At 50.1% G+C, this 22285-nt stretch carries 18 protein-coding genes; all 18 read right to left on the bottom strand.

Annotated features, from left to right (window positions below):
• Positions 1-6: 6 nt before the first annotated feature.
• The 18 genes from DWW13_RS02445 to DWW13_RS02350 all read right to left on the bottom strand — a co-directional run bounded on the left by DWW13_RS02445 (position 7) and on the right by DWW13_RS02350 (position 22277).
• A complete protein-coding gene (locus DWW13_RS02445; protein WP_055219421.1) occupies positions 7-882 on the bottom strand; it encodes a LicD family protein in 876 nt (291 codons plus the stop codon).
• Positions 875-2272 carry a sugar transferase gene (locus tag DWW13_RS02440; protein ID WP_022462990.1) on the bottom strand — a complete coding sequence of 466 codons (1398 nt, stop codon included), beginning with the start codon at positions 2270-2272 and terminating at the stop codon, positions 875-877. Before DWW13_RS02440 ends, DWW13_RS02445 begins: the two co-directional genes overlap by 8 nt.
• Entirely contained in the window at positions 2272-3036 is a 765-nt protein-coding gene (locus DWW13_RS02435) for a glycosyltransferase family 2 protein (RefSeq protein ID WP_055219423.1), read from the bottom strand. Before DWW13_RS02435 ends, DWW13_RS02440 begins: the two co-directional genes overlap by 1 nt.
• A 139-nt stretch (positions 3037-3175) precedes the next feature.
• A complete protein-coding gene (locus DWW13_RS02430; RefSeq protein ID WP_055219426.1) occupies positions 3176-3736 on the bottom strand; it encodes a manganese efflux pump in 561 nt (186 codons plus the stop codon).
• A gap of 80 nt (positions 3737-3816) precedes the next feature.
• The gene (locus DWW13_RS02425) at positions 3817-4488 is read right to left on the bottom strand and encodes a ribulose-phosphate 3-epimerase (RefSeq protein WP_022462993.1); all 672 of its coding nucleotides are present in this window, start codon (positions 4486-4488) and stop codon (positions 3817-3819) included.
• Between the two features lie 6 nt (positions 4489-4494).
• A complete protein-coding gene (locus DWW13_RS02420) occupies positions 4495-5508 on the bottom strand; it encodes a galactitol-1-phosphate 5-dehydrogenase (protein ID WP_117760820.1) in 1014 nt (337 codons plus the stop codon).
• On the bottom strand, positions 5505-6209 hold the full coding sequence (locus tag DWW13_RS02415) for an IspD/TarI family cytidylyltransferase (protein ID WP_117760818.1): 705 nt from the start codon (positions 6207-6209) through the stop codon (positions 5505-5507). Before DWW13_RS02415 ends, DWW13_RS02420 begins: the two co-directional genes overlap by 4 nt.
• Position 6210: 1 nt before the next feature.
• A complete protein-coding gene (locus tag DWW13_RS02410) occupies positions 6211-8949 on the bottom strand; it encodes a translation factor GTPase family protein (RefSeq protein WP_118719127.1) in 2739 nt (912 codons plus the stop codon).
• 157 nt (positions 8950-9106) lie between these two features.
• A complete protein-coding gene (locus DWW13_RS19265) occupies positions 9107-9514 on the bottom strand; it encodes a hypothetical protein (RefSeq protein ID WP_226906371.1) in 408 nt (135 codons plus the stop codon).
• Between the two features lie 175 nt (positions 9515-9689).
• Positions 9690-11369, bottom strand: coding sequence for an FMN-binding protein (locus DWW13_RS02395; protein WP_022461155.1), 1680 nt, complete (start codon positions 11367-11369; stop codon positions 9690-9692).
• 254 nt (positions 11370-11623) lie between these two features.
• Positions 11624-12562, bottom strand: a complete 939-nt coding sequence (gene tsf / locus DWW13_RS02385) for a translation elongation factor Ts (RefSeq protein ID WP_022461153.1) — start codon at positions 12560-12562, stop codon at positions 11624-11626.
• 120 nt (positions 12563-12682) lie between these two features.
• Positions 12683-13414 carry a 30S ribosomal protein S2 gene (gene rpsB, locus DWW13_RS02380; protein ID WP_022461152.1) on the bottom strand — a complete coding sequence of 244 codons (732 nt, stop codon included), beginning with the start codon at positions 13412-13414 and terminating at the stop codon, positions 12683-12685.
• A gap of 178 nt (positions 13415-13592) precedes the next feature.
• Positions 13593-15212 (bottom strand): HAD hydrolase-like protein, encoded by a 1620-nt coding sequence (locus DWW13_RS19825; protein WP_022461151.1) that lies wholly within the window; start codon positions 15210-15212, stop codon positions 13593-13595.
• A 90-nt stretch (positions 15213-15302) separates the two neighbouring features.
• Positions 15303-16748 (bottom strand): hypothetical protein, encoded by a 1446-nt coding sequence (locus DWW13_RS02370; RefSeq protein WP_022461150.1) that lies wholly within the window; start codon positions 16746-16748, stop codon positions 15303-15305.
• On the bottom strand, positions 16745-18202 hold the full coding sequence (locus tag DWW13_RS02365; RefSeq protein ID WP_243856003.1) for a serine/threonine-protein kinase: 1458 nt from the start codon (positions 18200-18202) through the stop codon (positions 16745-16747). The genes DWW13_RS02370 and DWW13_RS02365 overlap by 4 nt, the downstream gene beginning before the upstream one ends.
• A 292-nt stretch (positions 18203-18494) precedes the next feature.
• Positions 18495-20261 (bottom strand): arginine--tRNA ligase, encoded by a 1767-nt coding sequence (argS, locus tag DWW13_RS02360; protein ID WP_022461148.1) that lies wholly within the window; start codon positions 20259-20261, stop codon positions 18495-18497.
• Between the two features lie 22 nt (positions 20262-20283).
• Positions 20284-20751 (bottom strand): CBS domain-containing protein, encoded by a 468-nt coding sequence (locus tag DWW13_RS02355; protein ID WP_022461147.1) that lies wholly within the window; start codon positions 20749-20751, stop codon positions 20284-20286.
• 275 nt (positions 20752-21026) lie between these two features.
• Positions 21027-22277: an ABC transporter permease gene (locus tag DWW13_RS02350; protein ID WP_117760814.1), complete on the bottom strand. Its 1251-nt coding sequence runs from the start codon at positions 22275-22277 to the stop codon at positions 21027-21029.
• Positions 22278-22285 lie beyond the last annotated feature (8 nt).

Genomic DNA, 22285 nt, shown 5'->3' with positions numbered 1-22285 from the left:
CTTTCTTTATTTCTTACAGCAGTAGTGTATCCCCTTATACTGCTCATACGGATGATCGAGATCCAGAAACGCCGCATCGTGGTGGCCTTTCTGCTGTTCTTTCGGCGGCAGTTTCATATAATCGCCGAACGCCATGCGCAGATATGTGTCATATCCGACCGGAATCGGCAGGCGCTCGTTCTCGAACGGAACCTCAATCGCCGATGCAAAAATCTTTTTCGGATATTTCCGGAGAATCGCCTGCGGTGCGCACATCTCGGTGATGCCGTCCACCCGTGGGCTGTCGATATCAAATTTTGTAATATAGTTTTCTGCCTGCTTCCAGATCCGGTACCGCATCTTCTGCGTCGGAGCCAGCGCCAGCAGAATCGTTCCCAGGTAATGCATAAACGCGCCGTGGCGTTCTTTGGTCGGAATAACCTGCGTGCAGAAGAGCTGGAAAATCTTTCCCTCGATCACCTGCCATTTCCGCGCAAGGTTTCCCGGTGCATAGCCCTCGATCGGGAGAATATCAAGCGCAACGCCGTGGCAGAGATCCATATCGACCTGCTCCTTTTTCACCTGCGTGGTGCGGCTGTCGCGGATGTTCGCAAACGTGTGCGCATTGCAGAAGCCCTCTTTCGGGTACTCGAGCTTGTAGATTTTACTCTCCTCCTGCGTATCCCAGATTTTCAGGAACTTCTCGTAATCTTTCCGCGGCATGAAAAAGTCGAGATCATCGTCCCACGGAATAAAGCCGCCGTGGCGGATTGCACCGATACAGCCGCCGCCGCAGAGATAACAGGTCAGATGGTTTCTCTGGCACCAGTGGTAAAACATGACGGCCATTTCCAGATTTTTTTCCTGCAGCCGGCGCAGAATTTCGTCCTCGGTATTAAACATCTTTTTTCTCCTCTTCCTTTGCGTTCAGGCTGATCGTCTGTCCTTCCTCGAGCCCTTCTGTGCTCTCCTTTGTGAAGACAATCTTAAAGGTTGCAAGAATCAGCTTCAGATCCTCTAAAATCGAATAGCTCTCTATGTACATCAGATCCAGCTTCAACTTATCGTATGCGGTCGTGTTGTACTTTCCGTAAATCTGGGCGTAGCCGGTAAGGCCTGCCTTTACTTTCAGACGGTAAGCAAACTCCGGAATCGATTCCTCATATTCCTTTGCAATCTCCGGCCGCTCCGGGCGCGGTCCGACGACGCTCATATCGCCCTTGAAAATGTTCAGAAGCTGCGGCAGCTCATCAATTCTCGTCGCGCGGATCACCTTCCCGACCGGCGTAATGCGGCTGTCGTTCTTCGTTGCCAGGCGGGCTACGCCGTCTTTTTCGGCATCCACGATCATGCTTCGGAATTTGTAGACATAGAATTCTTTTCCGCCGATCGTGAGACGTTTCTGTTTAAAGAACACCGGGCCATGGTCATACAACTTGATGCAGAGCGCTGCGATCAGCATAATCGGCGACGTGATCACAAGAAGAATCGTCGATACGAGCAGATCCAGCAGGCGCTTGCAGAATCTCTGATCAAACGAAAGACCACTGTTTCGCGCGAGCAGAAGCGGTGTATCGAAAATATGGAGCGCTTCCGCTTTCCGTACCATAATATCCGACAGCTTCGGCGTCAGATAGACACGGATTTCTTTCGCATAGCAATATTTCAGCAGACGGTTGCGCAGCTCCGAATGAAGATCGCCCAGGATCACGCCCTCCTGACCGTATGCGTCAATCTGGCGGCAGAGCTCTTTCTCTCCCACTTCCACGCTCACCTTATGTGCTACAATATACTTGTCCGGCCGCTGGTTCATCTTCAGCTCCAGGCTTTCCATCGGGTATTCACCGTAAATCAGAAGCACCTCTCTTGGCGGAAAGAGACGCGCAAACGTCTTCTCAAAAAGCCAGGATACAATGCCTGCCAGCGCAAAGTCCACGAGTGTCATGCCGACCATCGGCAGAATGTACGGCAGGTGACGCCACAGCAGGATAATCTGCAGATACATCAGCGCATTGGCACAGAATGCCGTCATCATCTGGGAATAGATGATGCTGCTTCCCTTCATGTAGCCGATCTTCATGCCGCCGTAAATGTACATGAAAACCAGAAGAAAAATGCCGTAGATCACGACGATAATCTGATTTCCCTTATCCCAGAACGGCTCCAGCCACAGGTGGCTCGCATAGTATCTGTCCCAGAACACAGAAAAAACAGCGCATTCCAGAAGCACAATCGCCGCGACCGCCAGGACACGCATCAGATGTTTGTACTGTTCCCTGTTTTTATAGTTCATCAATCTCTTCCTCTCTTTTTGCCCTTACCGTAATACTTCCGCACACCGTTTACGGCATAGCACGCAAAACAGTACAGGGAGCGGAACGTTCCCATTCCCAGCTCGCGGTAAACACGGTAAGTCATTCCTGCAGAATGCAGTTTATTCCCCGATTTTCCTGTGCTGGACAGCCGGTATTTCAGCAAAGGCTCATCCACACCGCAGGCTGTCCCGTATTTTTTCAGGATCCGCAGCCAGTCCAGATAATCCTCGTGGCACTCGTCCTTTTCCATCGGGAATTCCAGCAGAACGCTTCTTTTGGCCAGTACCGACGAGCAGCCGATCACGTTGCCGCGCAGCAGCATTTTGTAGGTGATCCGCTCCGGGACAGAAAAGATCTTCTGCTTTTCCGGTTCCTGATCGTAAATCAGCTCCCGACCCGTACAGCAGAGCACATCACCGGTCTTTGCAAGGGCTTTTTCCTGCTTTTCCAGTTTTTCGGGATCCCAGTAATCATCCGCGTCCAGAAAGGCAATGTAATCGCCCTTTGCGAGCTGTACACCGCGGTTTCTGGATGCGGACGCTCCTTTGTTTGTCTCATTCCGGATATACCGTACCCGGTCATTTTCTCCGTAACGCCCCATTTTTTCCAGCGTATCGTCCGTGGAATTGTCGTCGATCACCAGGATTTCCAGCGGGGTTTTTGTTGTCTGGCAAAGGACTGAGTCGATTGCCTGAAACAGTGTTTCTGCACCGTTGTACGAAGGGATTACTACTGAAATCATGTATTTTCCTCTCTTACTTTGTCTGCTGCATCTGTTTTTTTAATTTTCCAGCAGCAAACCTCCTACTTTTATAGCATATCTGCACGGGCTTGTCAATTTTACGCCGGGATCTGCTGGTTTTTCTTTCTTACATGTAATTCTATGTGAGCTTTAAAAACGCCAGTAAATAGAACAGAATTCCTCCGAACAGTGCTCCGTTTCCGCCGTTTTTCTGCCCCGTCTTTTTTCCGATGGCAGTTCCGGCATACATCGCCGCCATTCCGACCGCGAAGGAGGCAAAAAAGATCTGTCCTCCTGTCACCGGAAGATCCGCGGCAAAGACGCCGGAGACAATTCCATCCACCGACATCGAAACCGCCAGCAGGCCAAATTCCAGTGGGTGGAGCTGTTTTTCCAGATGTTCCAGTCTTGCTTCTGGTTTTCCCTGCTTTTTTCTTCTGCGTTTTCTCAGTTCCTCAAAAATTTTCAGCGTTCCCATAAGAAAAAAGCAGCCCGCACCCACTCTGGTTCCCCATTCCGGTCCTGCGGACTGCAGAAATCTTTTTCCAAACTGCGCGGAAGCAACCAGGGCAGCACTGCAAAACAGATTCAGCAGCGCCGTCATGCCTGGTGAAATTCTCGTATTGCTGCTTCCATATCCGATGCTTACTGCAAAGTTATCGGCTGAGAGCGCCGCAGCAAGCAGAAGCAATTCTACCATATGACACGCTCCGTCATTTCTCACTTTACAGTATTCGTCTGTTTTTCAAACCGTGCATCCCGGGAAGGCAGTTCTTTTTCTTATTCCACTGCTTTCCGGAATTCCCGGATTTTTTCTCCGAAGTGCGATACATCGGTGCAGAAAATGCTCGAAGTTCCCGCCACAAAAATGCTGGCTCCACAGGAACGCAGCGTCGCGCCGTGCTCCTTCGTAATGTTTCCGTCCACTTCTAAAATGATGTCCTCCCGGTGCATCTCCTGCAGAAATTTCTGCAGCTTTTCCGCCTTGCGCAGCGTACTCGGCACAATTTTCTGCCCGGCAAAGCCCGGATTCACCATCAGAAGATTGACGCCGTCGATATAATCAAGCACTTCCTCGATCTGCCCGATCGGTGTCGCCGGGTTGATCGCGAGGAACCGCTTGCAGCCGTACGGCACGAGGTAATCGAGCGCGCGCTGCACCTGGAAAGTGCTCTCATAATGAATCGTCACGATGTCCTCTTTGTGAATGCCGATCCACGGCAGCTTGTACTCCGGGTCTTTAATCATCAGATGAAGATCAAGCGGAATACTCGTCAGTTCCCGCAGTCCGCGGATGTAGTCGACGCCAAGGCCGAAGTTCGGAACGAACTCGCCGTCCATCACATCGATATGGAGATATTCGACTTTTTCTTTTTCAAATACATCGATCGTCGCCTGCAGATCCACAAGGTTTGAGCACATCATGGATGCCGATATCTGACTTTTTCTCATATTTTTCTACTCCCATGAAACCATTACTTTGCAGTATGGCTCTTTATGATTTTTCATCAGTTCCAGTCCGTCCATCAGCTTTTCGGACGGGAAACAGTGCGTGATCAGCGCCTGTGCCGGGATTTTCTTCTTCGAAAGCGCATCGAGTACCTCCGTCCAGTCGCAGGCTTCATCTTTTTCATAAGAAGAATTCCACGTTCCCATCAGGTTCAGCTGTTTGCGCAGTATGCGCCAGTACACGTTCTTTTCCATCGCAAGATCGCCCGATGGATTTCCCATCAGCACGATGCTTCCGCCTGGTCTCGCAAGAAGAACTGCACTGGAAACGGCCTGCGGCGTTCCGACCGCTTCTACTACAACATCCGCCTGAATCGCTTTACTCTCCTCTTCCATCACATATGAGATGCCCGGGATCTGTTCTGCGATCGCACGTTTTGCTTCGCCCCGTCCAATCACAAAAACGGTTTCGGCGCCGAGCGCTTTCGCCCACGCTGCCGCTGCAAAACCGATCATGCCCGTTCCGATCACTGCTGCGGTATCGCCCGGCTTCACACCGCTTCGTTTCACCGCATGAAGCGCCACAGAGAGCGGCTCCAGCATTGCTGCCTCGCGGAAGCTGACGTTTTCCGGCAGCTCCATCAGGTTCCAGTCCGGCACGGCTACGTATTCCGCAAAGCCGCCGTCCCGGCGCGAGCCGAGGTAATCGTAGTGTTCGCACATCTCATATTTTTTCTGCCGGCACTGCGGGCAGGTGCGGCATGGGATCAGCGGGAAAATGCCGACCCGTTTTCCAACTCGCTCTTCCGGCACACCCTCGCCGTATGCGGCAACCACGCCTGAAAACTCGTGACCCGGAATCGTTGGAAAATGGTATGTTCCGTTTGTGAAAATCCGCGGAATATCGGAGCTGCAGATTCCTGATGCCTTTACCTGCACCAGAACCCAGCCGGATGGGATTTCCGGTTTTTCGATGTCTTCCCTTCTTAAATCATTGACTCCATGCAGCTCGTATGCTCTCATTTCGTTTCTCCTTCCACAATCGTACAGAAACGCTCCAGGTCGCTCCTTGTTGTAATCTTAAAGTTCCGCTCATCCCCTGGGATCATCGCCACATCCATTCCATGGCGGTAGGCAATTTCACTTGTTCCCCTTGTGAGGGACAGCTCCTCTTCCGATGCTTCCCGGTTGATCTTCGCGTACGGATGCAGCCGGAAAGCTTCCGGCGCCTGACCGGCAAACAGCGTGCTGCGCTCCAGCAGATGGTCAATTTTCGTTCCGTCGCTGCTCTGATAGATCGTGTCCTTCATCGGCAGCACCGGCATACAGCCCTCATGATCGGCAAGCGCCGCAAGGCAGTCGCCAATCAGCTGTTCGCTCACCAGAGGCCGCACGCCGTCGTGGATGATCACACCGTCGTTCTCCGATACGGAATCCTCCATGCAGACGGTAAGGCCATTATGAATGGATTCCTGCCGCGTATCCCCGGCATCCGCAAAGGCGAGAAATTTCGTAATCCCGTCTTCTTCCATCCATCCGCGGATCTTCTCTCTCCAGGCATCTGCCGCCACGATGACGATTTTCTCAACGGCACTGCTTTTCTGAAACTGCTCCAGCGTATACAGCAGAATCGGTTTCTTTTCCACTTCCAGATACTGCTTCGGAAAATCCCCCATCTGCATTCTCGTTCCGATTCCCCCCGATAGTATGATTGCGTAATTCATCTTAAGCCTTTCCTTTGCTCTTTTTACTCTCTTTTTTTCGCTCTTCTTCCAGCTCTTTTAAAAAGTCTCCCAGTTCTCCGGAGGCGTTCTCCAGCAGGTACGACTTCGTTTTCTGTTCTTTCTCCAGATAGTTTTCCCGGATCTGGCCGTTTGTATGTTCAATCTCGGTGCGCAGATCCCGTGCGGAGAGACGATGCGCGCCCGCTCCCATAATGATGATCTGCTCGAGACCGTCCGAGGAAGCCACCGTTACGTTGCCGTTGTGGCCGATCCTGTGAACCGTTTTCTCGATGTACTGGTCAGCCGTCTCCGCCTCTTTCGTATAAACGACATGAATATTATGGTACATGCCGACCTCACCCTGGTTGCCTTTTACTTTGTAGGCATCAAAGACAAGAATCAGCGTCATTTTTTTATATCCCTGATAATTTGACAGGATGTCCATCAGTTTTCCTCTGGCGCTCTCAATATTATACTTCGCCAGCTCATTTAAATCATCCCATGCAAAAATAATGTTATAGCCGTCCACCAGCAGATATTCCTCCTGCGGCTCCTTCGGGCGGTTTGATTTTGCATATTTGGGATCCCCGATGCCGGATGACGAGGTGGCCGGACGTGTCCGCCGCTCGAAACCGGCGCGCTTCCGCTCCACTTTGCCGTATGTCCTCGTAAAGATTTCTTCCAGCTCCTTTGCCTCCTGCAGGGAAGCTGCCATCGGCACGCGGTCGGATGCTTTTTTTGCTTTCTGCACAGAGGATGCTCCGCCGATCCGGTCTGCCGCAGATTCGGCTGAATCGCTTTCTTCTTCCGGATTTTCCAGCGTGTATTCCAGATGCATATGGTCTTCCACTTCATTCCATGGAACGACAAAGCCTGCCCCGTGGGCACAGAACACAGAACCCGTCGGATTTTCCACATCCGCCTCGGAATCGTAACCGATGGAGGCAATCACTTCCTCCGCGTTGTGACATGGCTCATATCCTTTTAAGGTACAGAACACTCTTCCGCGTCCCCGGCTGTAAGCAGTCACTTCTTTCTGATAATCCTGCATCGTCACAACCGGTGCGGTTCCGGTGATCACTGTCATATCGCCTTCCATTTCCGGCGGTTCAAAGCTGCCGTACATCCGCTGGATATCGTTCAGCGCCCGTCCCGTCGATTCCGACGGAATTTCCAGACGGAACGCATAGACCGGCTCCAGCAGAACGGATTCTGCTTTTTTCAGCCCCTGCCGCACCGCACGATACGTCGCCTGGCGGAAGTCGCCGCCCTCGGTGTGCTTAATGTGCGCACGGCCCTTGACCAGCGTGATTTTCATATCGGTAATCTCCGACCCGGTCAGCACGCCGGGATGCTTCCGCTCCAGCAGATGTGTGAGGATCAGACGCTGCCAGTTGCGGTCCAGGGTGTCCTCGCTGCAGACGGTTCCAATCTGCAGTCCGCTGCCCGGTTCTGCCGGCTCCAGCAGCAAATGAACTTCCGCATAATGGCGCAGCGGCTCGAAATGGCCGACACCCTCCACGGTACTGCGGATCGTCTCTTTGTATACAATATTTCCGGCTCCGAATTCCACCCATTCGCCGAAACGCTCGTGGATCAGACTCTTTAAGATCTCGATCTGCACCTCACCCATGACCTGCGCATGGATTTCCGCGAGGCGCTCATTCCAGACAATGTGGAGCTCCGGGATTTCTTCTTCTAACTGGCGCAGTTTTCCAAGCATCTGATGGACATCGCAGTCCGGCGGAAGCTCGATGCGGTACGTCAGCACCGGCTCCAGCACCGGTTTTTCCGCCTCGGTTTCGTTGCCGATGCCCTGACCGGAGAAAGTGCTGTTCAGTCCCGTTACGGCACAGATCGTCCCCGCCGGTGCTTCCTGTACCATCGTATAGCCCGCACCGGAATAAATACGGATCTGGTCTGCCTTTTCTTCGCCGAGCATCTGCTTCACCTTCAGCACGCCGCCCGTGATTTTCAGATGCGTCAGACGGTTTCCTGCCGTGTCCCTTGAAATCTTAAAAACGCGCGCGCCAAAATCCCCGCCGTACTCCGGCGTTTTTGTAAACCGGTCCAGAATTTTCAGAAATTCCGTCACGCCCTCCATCTTGAGTGCAGAGCCAAAGCAGCACGGAAAAACCTTCCGCTCTGCGATCATCGTGCGGATCTGGTCTTCTTCCACGCTTCCCGTTTCCAGATACTGCTCCAGCACGTCCTCATCACACATGGCGAGTTCTTCCAGCAATTCTGCGTTCTGGAGATCCTGCGAGAAATTCAGGCAGTGCTCTGAGAGACGGCTCTGCAGTTCTTCCAGCAGTTTTTCCGCATCCGTGCCCGGCTGATCCATCTTGTTGATAAAGAGAAAGACCGGGATCTCATACCGCGCGAGCAGCCGCCACAGGGTTTCCACATGACCCTGCACGCCGTTCGCACCGCTGATCAGAAGAACCGCATAGTCCATGACCTGTAAAGTGCGCTCCATCTCCGCCGAGAAATCCACATGGCCCGGCGTGTCAAGGAGTGTGACCTCCGTCTCGTTCAGCTTCAGCACGGCCTGTTTGGAAAAGATCGTGATACCCCTTGCTTTTTCCAGTTCCTCCGTGTCCAGAAAGGCGTCCTTGTGATCCACTCTTCCGGCTTTCCGGATCTGGCCTGTTTTATATAAAATTCCCTCTGCCAGCGTCGTCTTTCCCGCATCGACATGCGCTAAAATGCCTACCGCCAGTTTTTTGGTTTTTTCCATTTTGTTTCATCCTGTCTGTATGATTCATATTTTTCAGGCCCCCTCATCCCCTGCGGCCCGACTCACTGCTTATTGTACCACAAAACCTCTCATTGCGGAACCCCGGAGTGAAACGCAAAAAATCTCAAAGCGGATTTCTCTCCTGCTTTGAGATTTTTTATGCTATGTTCTGTTTTATCTCTCCCCCGCCATCGGCTGCCGATCTGCAATTTTCAGGAAAACAAATCCCAGTGCAAATAAAATCGCCAGGCATGCAACCGCCACGTTGATCGTTCCGCCTGCCAGTTTTACAGCTGCAATAACTGCAGAACCGAGGAACGATGGTTACTCTGTCTTCCAACGTCATATCCGTTTCTTTTAAAAGTTCATTTGCAAGAAGTGTACCGTACTCTGCATGATGGGCAACCTGCATACAGTGTTTCTGCGAATGATCCGTATATCCCAGCTGTCCCAGGTTTTCGTTTCCTTTTTCAGATATGCGCTGCATCCATTCCAGACTCCAGCCTAACCGCTGTATTTTTACTGTTCCTGCCATTTCTTTCAGAATATTTTTTACTACAATCACGATCGTAGCACATTTGTATTTTAACTGCTATCCTGTTCCTATAAGGTCTATATCAAATGATTGTTAAATTTTTTATATTTTTGATGCAGTCGGGCGGGGTTCTGTTACAGCAGAAAAGCACTGCAAATACAGATGAATGTATTTACAGTGCTTATTTTGAGATTATTTTTGTTTTTTAATTCTGTGCGTCTTCGTATTCTTTTACTTTTTCTTCATACTGCTCCTGGCTCTCGATCGTATGTTTTACAATATGACCGTGCTCTTTCTGCTTATGTGCCAGATCCCGGCCAGGACGCGGTGCATATTCGTCTTCCGGGATTTCGAGTGCATTGGCGGTGGCGTGAATGATACCGTTGCTGCTGTAGGTGGCACCGCTCAAGGCGTCGATGTTAAGGCTCTGTTCTTCTTTCATCTGCCCTATCACGTAAGGCGCTGCACGGAAAAAGTATTCCTCGGTGTCGCAGTAGGAAAGGATGGAGATGTCGGTCACTTTCTGGTTTTCTACCGTTACCTGCACTTCGACATCCCCGCGGAAGGCATCGGCGGTACCCGTGCAGATGCCGTCTTTCAGGTCGTGGAAACGGCCGGCGTCCAGGAATGCCTGTTTTTCTTCCGTTGTATCCGTCGATTCAGATGCTGTATTTTCCTGTACAGTATTCTCATCTCCGGCGGCTTCTTTTAACGCATTTTGAGTGGCCTCAATCAACCCTTTACTGCTGTAGGTGGCGCCGGAAACGGTATCTATCTCCTCGGCACTCTGTTTTTTCATGATTTCCGAAAAGATTCCTGACTTTGCTCTGTCCAGATATGTCTGATCATCCTCGGCGTTCTCTATCGTCAGTCCGGTTATCGTTCCCTGTTCCACTTTTACGGAAACGGTCACGGTTCCGCGGTAGCCTTCTCCACTTCCGGAATAAGTGCCGTCCTGGAATCTGCTGTCCAGATTCTGTTCTGCCGTATCAATGGCCGCATCACCTGCTGTCTTACCAACGGAACCGCTCTCGCTCCGGATCAGGAACTGTGACGCTGCAATCGTAAGGCAGGTCACCCCGACACCGATCCACACGCTGTATCGGTACTTCCAGTGTGCATTGTTCTTCAGACATCCGTTTATACATACCCCGCATCCAATACACTCGCCGCCTGCCGTCTGCTCTTTTTCTGTCAGATCAATTCCCATGGTACATTTTGCAGTACAGAGACGGCAGCTTCCGCATTTGCTCCGCGGTTTTACAATTTTTAACAGCGTACATCTGGAAATCAGGCTGTAGATGGCTCCCATGGGACAGAGATACCGGCAGAAAAAGCGCTGGATTAAGACGGATCCGACGAAAATCACCAGAATCAGCGCACCGCCAATCGAAAACATCGGCTTCACACCCGGCCAGTGTCCGATGGAACTGTACTGTCCAAACACCTGCCACGGCCCTGCGATGTTCCATTTTATCATACCGCTCCATACGAAGACTGCCCAGAACAGGAGCACACCATATTTGATCCAGCCTGTTGGAACATTTCTTCCACTCTTCTTTGAATTTGAATGCAGGTTTTTCGCACCTGCTTTTCGAAACCGCTTTTTCAGCTTATTTCCTGCAAACCACAGAAAATCCTGCACAGCCCCGAAGCTGCAGAAATATCCGCAGAAAAACCGTCCCACAATAATCACCGCCGGAACCGTCGCCAGCACCATCCATACCGAATACCTGATCCGTTCCCACGAAACCGTCCCCTGATAAACTGCGGAAATAATCGTCCCAACCGCAGAAAACTGCGCCTCAAACAAGCCCGGGATCAGCAGGAAAGAAAGGATCTGAATCACTGCTTTCGGCCAGTTTCTTTTGTCTTGTTTTTTCAAATTTGTTCCTCTTTTCTTATGTTTAACGTTTCATCTCCATTACCGGACCATTCGATTTATGTTCCTGGATTAATTCACAAATCTCCGAAAGATTCATTGCCGAGAAATCTCCGGGGACGGTATCCTTCAGGGCACTTACTGCATTTCCGATGGATACTGCCTGTGACAGTAAAAAACCCTCATAAATCGTGTATTTTCTGCACATTTATGAGGGTTTTATATTTTTGCGTTATTTTTACAAATTCACAGTTGAATTATGCGTTCATCTGTTTAGCAACTTCCTCAGCAAAGTTCTCTTCTTTCTTCTCGATTCCTTCACCGGTCTCAAAACGAACGAAGCCTTTTACTGCTACGGTTGCGTTGTTTGCTTTTGCAACCTGTGCTACATACTGAGCTACGGACTGTTTTCCGTCTTCTGCTTTTACGTATACCTGATCAAGCAGGCAGATCTCTTTGAGCTCTTTGTTGATACGGCCCTGGATCATTCCCTGGATAACTTTTTCCGGTTTCTGGGACTCTTTCGGGTCGTTCTGAATCTGAGCCATGAGGATTTCTTTCTCATGTGCGATGTAATCAGCGCTTACTTCGTCGCGGTTTGTGTACTGCGGACGAAGAGCTGCAATCTGCATTGCAACGTTTTTAGCCATCTCTTTGAGGTCATCGTTTACAACATCTGTCTCAACGTCAACCAGAACACCGATTTTACCGCCCATATGAGTATAAGAAGCAACGAAACCGTTCTCCTCTTTTACCTGCTGGAAACGACGGATGTTCATGTTCTCGCCGATGGTAGCGATCTGATGAGCCAGCTCTTCGCCAACGGTCTCGTTGGTATCGAATTTCCAAGGCTCTGCCAGGAATCCTTCTACGTCTGCTGCAGTTGTATCCATAGCCTGCTCTGCAACCTGTGCTACATAGCCACGGAATTTCTCGTTCTTTGCAACGAAGTCTGTCTCAGCGTTTACTTCTACAGCGACAGCTTTCTTTCCATCCTCGGATACGTTCAGCATAACGATACCCTCAGCTGCGATTCTGCCAGCTTTTTTCTGAGCAGTAGCAAGTCCTTTTTCTCTCAGGAACTCCATTGCTTTGTCCATATCACCTTCGGTAGCTGTAAGAGCTTTCTTGCAGTCCATCATACCAGCACCGCTTACTTCTCTTAACTCTTTTACCATTGCTGCTGTAATAGCCATTGTTTTATTCCTCCGTATACGTGATTCAGCAGACTGCATCTTCATGCCGGTCTGCTATTGTGAGATTCGCCGAAGGGAACCTGAATTTCAAGTTCCCCCCAGTTCATTACTTCGCGTAAATTATTCAGCGTCTGTCTCTGCTGCTTCTTCGTATGCAGCTTCCTCAGCCTCGCCCTGTTTTGCCTCGATAACTGCGTCTGCCATTTTGGAAACGATCAGTTTTACGGCACGGATAGCGTCGTCATTACCCGGAATTACATAGTCAAGCTCTTCCGGATCGCAGTTGGTATCGCAGATACCGATCAGCGGAATTCCCAGTGTATGAGCTTCCTGTACGCAGATTCTCTCTTTTTTCGGATCTACTACGAAGATAGCGTCCGGCAGTCTCTTCATTTCTTTGATACCGCCAAGGTTTTTCTGCAGTTTTGCAAGCTCTTTCTTTAACTCAATGACTTCTTTTTTCGGAAGAACTTCGAAGGTGCCATCCTGCTCCATGGTCTCGATTGCTTTCAGTCTTGCAATACGGCTCTGGATGGTTTTGAAGTTGGTCAGCATACCGCCGAGCCATCTCTCGTTTACATAGTACATTCCGCAGCGCTCTGCCTCAACAGCGATAGCGTCCTGAGCCTGTTTTTTGGTTCCTACGAAAAGGATTGTGCCGCCGTCTGCTGCGATGTCTGCAACAGCTTTGTATGCGTCATCTACCATTCCTACAGATTTCTGCAGGTCGATGATGTAGATACCATTACGCTCTGTGTAGATGTACGGAGCCATTTTAGGATTCCATCTTCTTGTCTGATGTCCGAAATGAACACCGGCTTCCAGTAACTGTTTCATTGAAATTACGCTCATTGTTTTATCTCCTTATGGTTTTATTCTTCCCCATGTTTTTTCACCTTGGAACCTGTTTTTCAAAAAACAGGCACCATCCTTGGTACCGCATGGGTGCTTATTGTGCAACAGTAAGATTGTATCACAGAGTTTTTTTCATGACAAGCATTTTTTTCGCGGATTCTGCGGTTTTTTTCTGTTATTTTTGTGTTTTTCCCTGTTTATCCTTTAAAAACAGATACCAGAATGTTCCGGCGCAGATTACCGCTTCCAAAAAGATGAACATCCATGCACCTGCCGGTGCTTTTTGGGTCATCCAGGATACGAACTGGCTCCGGTAAAGTCCCCAGATATTTTCTGCCATGTGCGCAAGAACCGGGGCAAGGAGTGTTCCGCACCGCTCATAAATAAGGATCAGAAGCACACTTACCACGGCTGCATAGACAAACTGCGTCACATTGCCGTGATATGCACCGAACAGCAGACATGATGCTGCGATGCCCCAGCCGGTTCCCCAGAAATCTTTTGCCCTGCGGTAAATCATGCCGCGGAAAACAATTTCCTCTGCGGCCGCGCTCAGCACACCGACGGACAGGATCAGAAGCAGCGGGTTCTGTCCTTCATAAATCTTTGATGCCATGTCCTGATAGCCGGAAAAGATTCTGGTAAAGCCGGTCACGTTCATTACAGTATTCAGGAGATGGCCGAAGGTCATAACCAGCAGAATACAGGCGGCTGCCTCTGCCGCACTCCACCGTTTTTCCGGTTTCGGGAACATGCCTTCATCTTTTTTGTACTGTTTCCAGAGAACCGGGATCGCCGCCAGACTGCCGATTGCTGATGCAAGAACGGATGTCGCGTGCATACGCTCTTCCAGATAACCGCCGGTCGTAAACGTCATCAGGATCAGCGCCAGAAGTACGGTTGCTCCGATCAGAAACAGTTCGTACGTCAGAAGCGGTTTTAAAAGACGCCATAGCTTCCGCTGGATAGGAATTACGATTTCCTCCGTTTTTGGCTCTGTTTTCGCTGTCCTTTTTTCTTTTATATTCTCTGCTTTTTTCTCTTTCTGCGCAAAGATTCCTGTTCCACTTTCTCCTCTTGTCAGCCACGGGATACGCTCCGGCTTCATTTTTTTGATGCGGTCGCGTCTTTTCTTCTCTTCTTTCGGATCCTCCGCCAGCAGTTTCAGTTCTTCCGGTGTATCACATACCTTTGCGGCACCTGCTGCCTCGAGTTCTTCTCTTCCGCCGTACCCATACGATACGCCGACACAGAGCAGTCCGTTTTCTCTTGCCCCGATTACGTCATAGCTTCTGTCACCAACCATCACCACGTCGGAACGGCTGTCTTCTGCTCCGAGTCGGCGCAGCGTCTCTGCGATGACTTCTCCTTTGTCGGTTCTGGTTTCGTTCATTTCTGAACCGGTTACTACGGTAAAATACTTTCTGATTTCGAAATGCTCCAGGATCTGCTCCACGTATTTTTCCGGTTTGGACGATGCTACCGCCAGAATTTTTCCCTTCTCTTTCAGATACGCCAGAACCTCCGGGATTCCCTCGTATACTTCATTTTCAAAAATGCCCTCTGCCTCGTACCGCTCCCGGTATTTTGTGATGGCCTGCTGTGCTTCTTCGCAGCCAAGGCCTGCAAAATTCATGAAAGATTCCAGAAGCGGCGGTCCCACGTAACAGTTCAGTTTTTCCAGATCCGGCTCTTCGATGCCAAAGGATGCCAGCGCATACTGTACGCATCTTGTAATTCCAGGACCGGAATCGGTCAGGGTTCCGTCCAGATCAAATAATATCATATCTGACATACTCTTATTTCCTCTTTTACTTTTTTATCGTATGACATGTCTTTTATTCTAGCATATCGAAATTAGAAATACAAACAAAACCGGATCAGGCTATTTTCTGCAGAGTGCACGCAGATAGCGGGTGGTCTGATTCTGAATTTCGGCAATGGCACGAATCAGGTTCCAGAGGCGCCTTAAGGACTGCAAGAGGCGGGTTCCTTTTGGTTTCTGGCTGGTTCTTTGGCTGACAAGTGTGGAAGTTTTTGGTTTCACGTTGACTTCCCACGGTTTCATGGTTCGTACAATGCCGTCTGCGCCACGCACTTTTACAGTGATGCGGTTGTAGCCTTCGGAAAGGCTCTCGGCTTTCAGACAGATTTTGTTTTCTTTCCATTCATATTCGGCTTCGGAGCCATTTACCATGCAGGAAAGAATTTCAGCCGTGTCGGCGGCTCCCTCGAGCAGAATTTCCGGGGTATAACCGGGATCTATTTCGACGCTGGTGTCGGCCGGGCGGATAATCAGGGGGTTCGGCGCTTCGAAATCTTCGTCTGCTATCTGTGATAATACGAAATCGGCGATGATCTGCGGCCGTATTTGAGATGGCTCCTCCCCGGCACTCTTAGATGGAGTTTCGGCAGGCGGAGGACTGCTTTCTTCTGTTTGTAGCGGAATATCATCTGGATCTTGGGTCACCTCCTCGGGCGTGGCTGCAGCAACGGGCAGCTGTTCGTCTGTTTTGAGTTCTTCTTTCTCCGGAGACGATTGCCCGGGCCCCGTTTGTTCCTGCTTTTCTGTGTTTGACTTTCCGGCATCTGGCATTACGGTAGGCTCCTCTTTTTCTGGTGCTTTTGTTTCCGAGGTTTGATTTTCTGACTCTTTTTCGGTTGACGGAGATTCCTGCTTCGTTTCTTCCATATCAGGCTTTTCCGGTTCCGGATCTTCTGGCATCAAATTTTCCGTTCCGGATTTTTCTGAACCTGTATCTTCATAATCTGGTTTTTCTGTGTCCATTTCTCCAAAATCCGTTCTCTCCGAATCTGACTCTTCTGTCTCTGATTCTTTTGTATCTGTTTCTTCACATCCTTCCTCTGATTCCGATTCCCCGGAACCCATATCTCCTGCCTCCGGCAATTCTCCTGGCTTCCCCGATTCTGAATCTTCCGAAATTTCTTTCTCCTCTTCTTCCCACCTTTCCGCTGGTTCTTTCTCCGGATCCGGAATTACCGTCGGGGGAAGCATTTTTTCTTCTCCTTCTTTCTCTTTCTTTCCGGTCTCTGCCGGATCTGTTTTCTCTTCCGGCGGCTCTGGTTCCTGCTCTGGTTTCTCTTCTATAGGCGGTTCTTCTTCTGACTTTTCGTCCGGCAGCAGTTCCTCCGGTCCGGCTTTCCCGTCTGCATCTGTCACATCACTGTTCTCGATGATTTCAGCTTCTAATTCCACGCTTTCCACCGCACTTGCGGCCTCGCCTGTCGTCTGCTGTGTCTCCGCGTGGACTTCGATTCCCTGGACTGCCAGGAATCCTGTCATCATTGCGCATATGGTCTTTTTTCTCATCCTGCTTCCTCCCATCTTTTTCTGATCTGCTGATAAAAAATATCCTCCTCCATTCCCGGAATTTCTGCGGCCTCGTTGAGGTACTGTTCTGCTTTTTCCTGCATGTCGAACTGAAGTGCCAGCTCTGCGGCCCTGAGCAGATTTTTCCGCCGGTTTCCATCCTGTCTGCTGCACAGAAGCCGTTCGTAATAGAGAAAACTCTCCTGGCACCAGTCCTGTTCTCTTTCCCCATCCCCGGATTTTCCGCCAAGATAGCACGCATCCGCCAGTCTCTGCCAGATAACCGCCTCCCACTGCCCCTCCATATTCTCGCCTGCGGCCTTTTCCAGCACTTCGATTCCTTTCCGCATGGCGTCTGTGTCATTTTCACGCGCCAGTTCTTCGGAAAAACTGAAATACATTCCTGCAACAGCAAGATATCTGCGGCAGCGTTTTTCCTTTTCCGGCTCCTGCTGCGTGTCATCATAAAATTCAGCCAGCAATGGCTCCATCTGCATTTTTTCCCTTGCCGCATCATCCGCCAGACAGTATTCCACAAGTTCCTGCTCCACACGCCCCGCCTGACTGAGATGGTCTGCCTTTAAGAACGCTTCCCGCGCTTTCTGGTAGTTCGGCAGACTGCCTTCTTCCACCGGATTTCCGCAGAACCAGAGATCTCCCTGCTCCTCCCATTCGTCTGCCGCCGGAAACTGCCCCCATGGCATCCTGCTGGCAACCGCAGCCGCTCCTCCTGTCAGAAAAGCAAAAACTGCAAAGATCCGCAGAGTCTTCCTGCCTTTTTGCTTTCTTTCCAGCCGCCGCAGTGCCTTTTTGACTTCTCCGGCAGACGCATACCGCTCCTCCGGCTTTTTCTGCATACACTTTTCCATCACCCGCCAGAGTCCTCTTTTCTGCCGCTTTTTCGCATGCTTCGCCATTGCCGCAAGCAGTGCGCCGAGTGCATAAAGATCGGAACGGGCGTCACACTTCCCGTCATACTGCTCCGGCGCTGCATAACCGCGGGTTCCATAACGGACTTCCACACCCGTTTCTTCTGTTCCGGCTGCACCGAAATCCACAAGGTATATTTCACCACGCTCTGTTATCATCACGTTGTCCGGCTTCAGATCCCGGTAGAAAACCGGCGGGTTCTGTGCATGGAGATAACAGAGAATCCCGCTCAGGGCAATTCCCGTTTTCAGAATTTCCCGGCTGGAAAACCGTTCTCCCTTACGCATACGCTGTCCGATAGATTTTCCGTTTACAGCTTCCATCACCAGAAAGCTTTTTGTCCCACTTTCCAGAAGTTCCACCGCACAGGGAATCCCGGGATATGAAAACTTCTGTAAAAGAAACGCTTCCCGGCGCAGTTTTTCCCTGTCACATATACTTACCTTGACTGCATACCGCTTTCCGGATCCAGTTTTCTCTGCAAGATAAACGACAGACGTTGCCCCTCTTCCGAGCACTGACAGCAGGCGATACTTCCCTCCCGGAAGTTCTACTTTTCCAATGATCCCGCCTCCTCTTTTTACGTCAAAGTGTTTGTCAGTCCGATATTCTGTTTTTGTACATGGATATAAATTGAGCCGAATGGCTCTTCGATAGAGTAATATAGAATCGATTTTTCAGGACGAATGTCCAAGCGGATGAAAAATCGTGATGTAAGTATAACACAACAGCCGCCGTTTCCGCAAGAACTACAGAAGCCGACGGCTGCCAAAAAAATCGCCTGTTTTTTATCTATTTTTTCCCTCTTGACGAATCTTACATCCGTTCCGGTGCCGAGAATCCCAGCAGGTCGATGCAGGTCTCAAGTACCTCGCGGACAAGATCCAGCAGTGCCAGGTAAGATGCTTTTCTTGCCTCATCCTGCTCACTTAAGATCTTGGTCTCGTGGTAGAAATGGTTGAACTCGTTTGCAAGCTCGTAGATATAAGCACAGATCTTATGCGGTGCTTTCTCCTCGAATGCGTTCTCCACAACGCCGTTGAAACGGGATACGGAAAGCATCAGAGCTTTCTCGCTGTCGCTCTTCGGTGCCAGAAGTGCGCCTTTCTTCAGTTCATTTCCCTCTTCTTTATATTTTCCGAGGATGGATTTTGTACGAACGATCGTGTACAGGATGTACGGACCGGTGTTTCCCTCGAAGGAAGTAAATCTCTCAACATCGAATACATAATCTTTCGATGCCTGGTTGGACAGGTCACCGTATTTAATAGCAGACAGTCCGACAATCTGTGCCGTTCCTCTTGCATCCGTATCTTTTACGCTGCGGTTCTCCACGATCTTCTGATACATCTCATCGTTGATCTCGCCGATCAGACGCTCCAGACGCATAACGCCGCCCTCACGGGTCTTGAACGGTTTTCCGTCTTTTCCGTTCATGGTACCAAAGCCGATAAAGGAAAGAACGGTATCATCATTCACCAGTTTTGCTTTTCTTGCACAGCGGAAACACTGTACGAAGTGAAGCTCCTGACGTTTGTCTGCCAGATAGCAGATCTCGTCCGGCTTGTACAGTTTCATACGCTGGATGATGGTTGCCAGGTCTGTCGTATCATACAGAGCTGCCCCATCGGATTTTAAGATCATGCACGGCGGGATCTCTTTTGTGTCTGTCTCTTCTTTGACATCAACAACGAGTGCGCCCTGGTCATAATGTGCATAACCATTGTCTTTCAGGTAATCTACCATGTCTGGAATGTACTCCTGTGCATCGGACTCACCCATCCACAGATCGAAATGAACGTCGAGGTTTCCATAGTTCTTTTTCAGATCGGCAACAGAAACGTTCATAATGTGTTTCCAGATCGCACGATATCCTCTTCTGCCCTGCTGCAGCTCTCTCGTTGCCTCGAGTGCACGTTTCTTATAGTCCTCGTCCTCTTTCGATTTGCCGCTTGCGCAAGGATAAATCTCCTCGAGCTCGCTGATCGTAAACGGTGCTTCCTCCGGGTACTCTCCCGTAAAGGACTCATCAAAATAAACAAGCTCCGGATGGCGCTCCTGCAGCTCGGTGATGATCAGTCCCATCTGCAGACCCCAGTCTCCAAGATGAACGTCACCGATCATGTTGTGGCCCATGAAGCGTCCCATACGCTTAATGCTTTCCCCGATGATCGCGGAACGGAGATGGCCGACGTGAAGCGGTTTTGCCACGTTTGCTCCGCCGTAATCTACGATGATGGTTTTCGGATTTTTTGCTTTCTCTACAGAAAGATCTTCGTCGTTCTGCATTTTGGAAAGATAATCTGCCAGAAATTCCGGGTTGATTTTCAGGTTGATGAATCCCGGTTTTACGGCTTCAATTTCACCGATCACGCTGTGATCGGTCACTTTTTCTACAACTGCTTCAGCCAGCTGGATCGGTGCTTTGTGGTATGCTTTTGCAGCTGCCATTGCGCCGTTGCACTGGTATTCGCACAGATCCGGGCGGTTGGAAACGGAAACCCTTGCATAGGACGGGTCCATCTCCGCAGCGGTAAAGGCTTTTACCAGCTCTTCCTGGATAAGATCGATCAGTTTTTTCATAATGTTTCCCTCATTTTCTTCTTTACTGCAGAATCATCTGTTCTGCGTTTTGTTTCCGCGCGCTGCGCCGGGCTTCTTCCTCTTCTTTGATGCCGCTTTTCTGATAACAGTACTGGATGATATCTCTTCTTCGGATGATGCCGATGAAGATTCCCTCGTCATCCACAACTGGAACGAAATTCTGCCGCATGGACATCTCGATCAGGTCCTCGATGTTGCTGTTGATGTTGACGGACTCATAATTCCACCGTTTTGGAACCTGCCAGAGCGGGATATCCTCTGCTTCATGGTAATTCAGCAGATACCGTTCTTTTATGATGCGGAGCAGATCTCCTTCCGTCAGTGTTCCCACGTAGCAGCCCTTTTTGTTCAGTACCGGAACCGCCGTGTATTTATGATATTCGATCTTCTCGATGGCCTGCCGAAGTGAGCAGTCGTCATACAGATAAGCCGTTTCACTTTTCGGTGTGATAAAAAACAAAATATTCATTCGCGTATACTCCTTTTCGTTGGTCATACTCTTGTTTGATTATACCATAAACGAATGTGAAATGTCTTTGAATCTTTCTTATATTTTCATAAACATACCGAATCCGAAACTCGAATGCCTCTTTGCTGCGCCGCAAATTGCGCTTATTTTCCAGTATAACCGACTTTCCGCAAAAAGTAAAGATCTTAAGTTTCATCCGCACACGCCGCACAAAAAATCCGCACGGATCCAGCACCTACGCTGTACCCGCACGGATTTTTCAACTCTTTTTTGTTCTATTCTCTTCGCAGCGCATCGATCGGATTCAGGTTCGCTGCTTTTACCGACGGCAGCAGTCCGAATACGATACCGATCACCATGGAGAAGACCACGGAGAAAATGATCGCCGGAATACTGATCGCCACAGGCGTCTGCGATACCCTCGAAATCACCTGTGCCATGATAATGCCGCCCAGCACGCCGAGCAGTCCGCCGATGCTGGTGAGCACCGCCGCCTCGGTCAGGAACTGGAACAGAATTCTGCGTTTTCTTGCTCCGATCGCCTTTTTCAGGCCGATCTCGCTTGTACGTTCCGTTACAGATACCAGCATAATATTCATAACACCGATACCGCCGACCAGAAGCGAAATGCTCGCGATCCAGATCAGCTGCTGGTTCGTGCTCTGGCCTAACTCCTGCAGACTCTTTGCTTTCTCCAGCAGATCCTCTGCCTGATAGGAAAGAGAATCAGTTGTATTGGTCACGGATTCGTTCATGATATCCGCTGTTGTCTTTCCCACCGTGCTCATATCCTCGGTCGTTTTTGCCATCACAACGGCATTTTCCGGTTCATCATACTGGAATACGATCGGCCAGCAGACATCCGGCATCAGCACCAGCGGATAGGATTCCTGATTGTACGTATAGTAGTCATCTCTGGAATTGATGACCGGCTGGAACGAATCGGCTTTTTTGATCACGCCGATCACCGTGAACGGCTCTCCCATGATCTCGATCGTTTTGCCGACCGGCGACTCATCCGGGAAGAGTGTCAGCACTGCGGTATCGTCGAGGAGGACAACTTTGTGGGTCTTCGAGAAATCGCTCTCCACAAAGCCGCGTCCCTGATAAATCTGATATCCGCACGTCGACAGATAATTTTCATCCACTCCAAGCGCCTTCGCACTGTCCAGTGTTGTGTTTCCTTTTGCGATGCCGCTCACATACGTTCTTTCGGTGTAAAACGATGCATTTTCCACCTGATCCTGCTCGCGGATCCGCTTTTTCTGATCACCGGACAGTTTCGACACGCCGCTTGGCAGTCCGTTGTCCATCCAGTAATCACCGTCGCCCTGCTTTAAGCTGACGGTCACGTTGTTGTTTCCAGCTCCGATCAGGTTCTGTTTGATCTGCTCATTCGTTCCCTTGATCGTGGAGACAATTGAGATGATCGACGCAATTCCGATGATAATACCCAGCATCGTCAGGAAGGAACGCATTTTGTGTGACCAGATTCCCTGAAAGGAAAGTCTTACATTTTCTAACATAATGCGCC

Origin of the sequence: Blautia sp. AF14-40, from assembly GCF_003479665.1 — a bacterium.
Lineage (GTDB): Bacteria > Bacillota > Clostridia > Lachnospirales > Lachnospiraceae > Fusicatenibacter > Fusicatenibacter saccharivorans.
This window is presented reverse-complemented; position numbering and strand designations above follow the sequence as displayed.

Bases quoted from the DNA above. Each gene is read 5' to 3' on its own strand.
- DWW13_RS02445 (WP_055219421.1), bottom strand. From the start codon at position 882: ATGTTTAATACCGAGGACGAAATTCTGCGCCGGCTGCAGGAAAAAAAT.
- DWW13_RS02440 (WP_022462990.1), bottom strand. From the start codon at position 2,272: ATGAACTATAAAAACAGGGAACAGTACAAACATCTGATGCGTGTCCTG.
- DWW13_RS02435 (WP_055219423.1), bottom strand. From the start codon at position 3,036: ATGATTTCAGTAGTAATCCCTTCGTACAACGGTGCAGAAACACTGTTT.
- DWW13_RS02430 (WP_055219426.1), bottom strand. From the start codon at position 3,736: ATGGTAGAATTGCTTCTGCTTGCTGCGGCGCTCTCAGCCGATAACTTT.
- DWW13_RS02425 (WP_022462993.1), bottom strand. From the start codon at position 4,488: ATGAGAAAAAGTCAGATATCGGCATCCATGATGTGCTCAAACCTTGTG.
- DWW13_RS02420 (WP_117760820.1), bottom strand. From the start codon at position 5,508: ATGAGAGCATACGAGCTGCATGGAGTCAATGATTTAAGAAGGGAAGAC.
- DWW13_RS02415 (WP_117760818.1), bottom strand. From the start codon at position 6,209: ATGAATTACGCAATCATACTATCGGGGGGAATCGGAACGAGAATGCAG.
- DWW13_RS02410 (WP_118719127.1), bottom strand. From the start codon at position 8,949: ATGGAAAAAACCAAAAAACTGGCGGTAGGCATTTTAGCGCATGTCGAT.
- tsf (WP_022461153.1), bottom strand. From the start codon at position 12,562: ATGGCTATTACAGCAGCAATGGTAAAAGAGTTAAGAGAAGTAAGCGGT.
- rpsB (WP_022461152.1), bottom strand. From the start codon at position 13,414: ATGAGCGTAATTTCAATGAAACAGTTACTGGAAGCCGGTGTTCATTTC.
- DWW13_RS19825 (WP_022461151.1), bottom strand. From the start codon at position 15,212: ATGTCAGATATGATATTATTTGATCTGGACGGAACCCTGACCGATTCC.
- DWW13_RS02370 (WP_022461150.1), bottom strand. From the start codon at position 16,748: ATGAGAAAAAAGACCATATGCGCAATGATGACAGGATTCCTGGCAGTC.
- argS (WP_022461148.1), bottom strand. From the start codon at position 20,261: ATGAAAAAACTGATCGATCTTATCCAGGAAGAGCTGGTAAAAGCCTTT.
- DWW13_RS02355 (WP_022461147.1), bottom strand. From the start codon at position 20,751: ATGAATATTTTGTTTTTTATCACACCGAAAAGTGAAACGGCTTATCTG.
- DWW13_RS02350 (WP_117760814.1), bottom strand. From the start codon at position 22,277: ATGTTAGAAAATGTAAGACTTTCCTTTCAGGGAATCTGGTCACACAAA.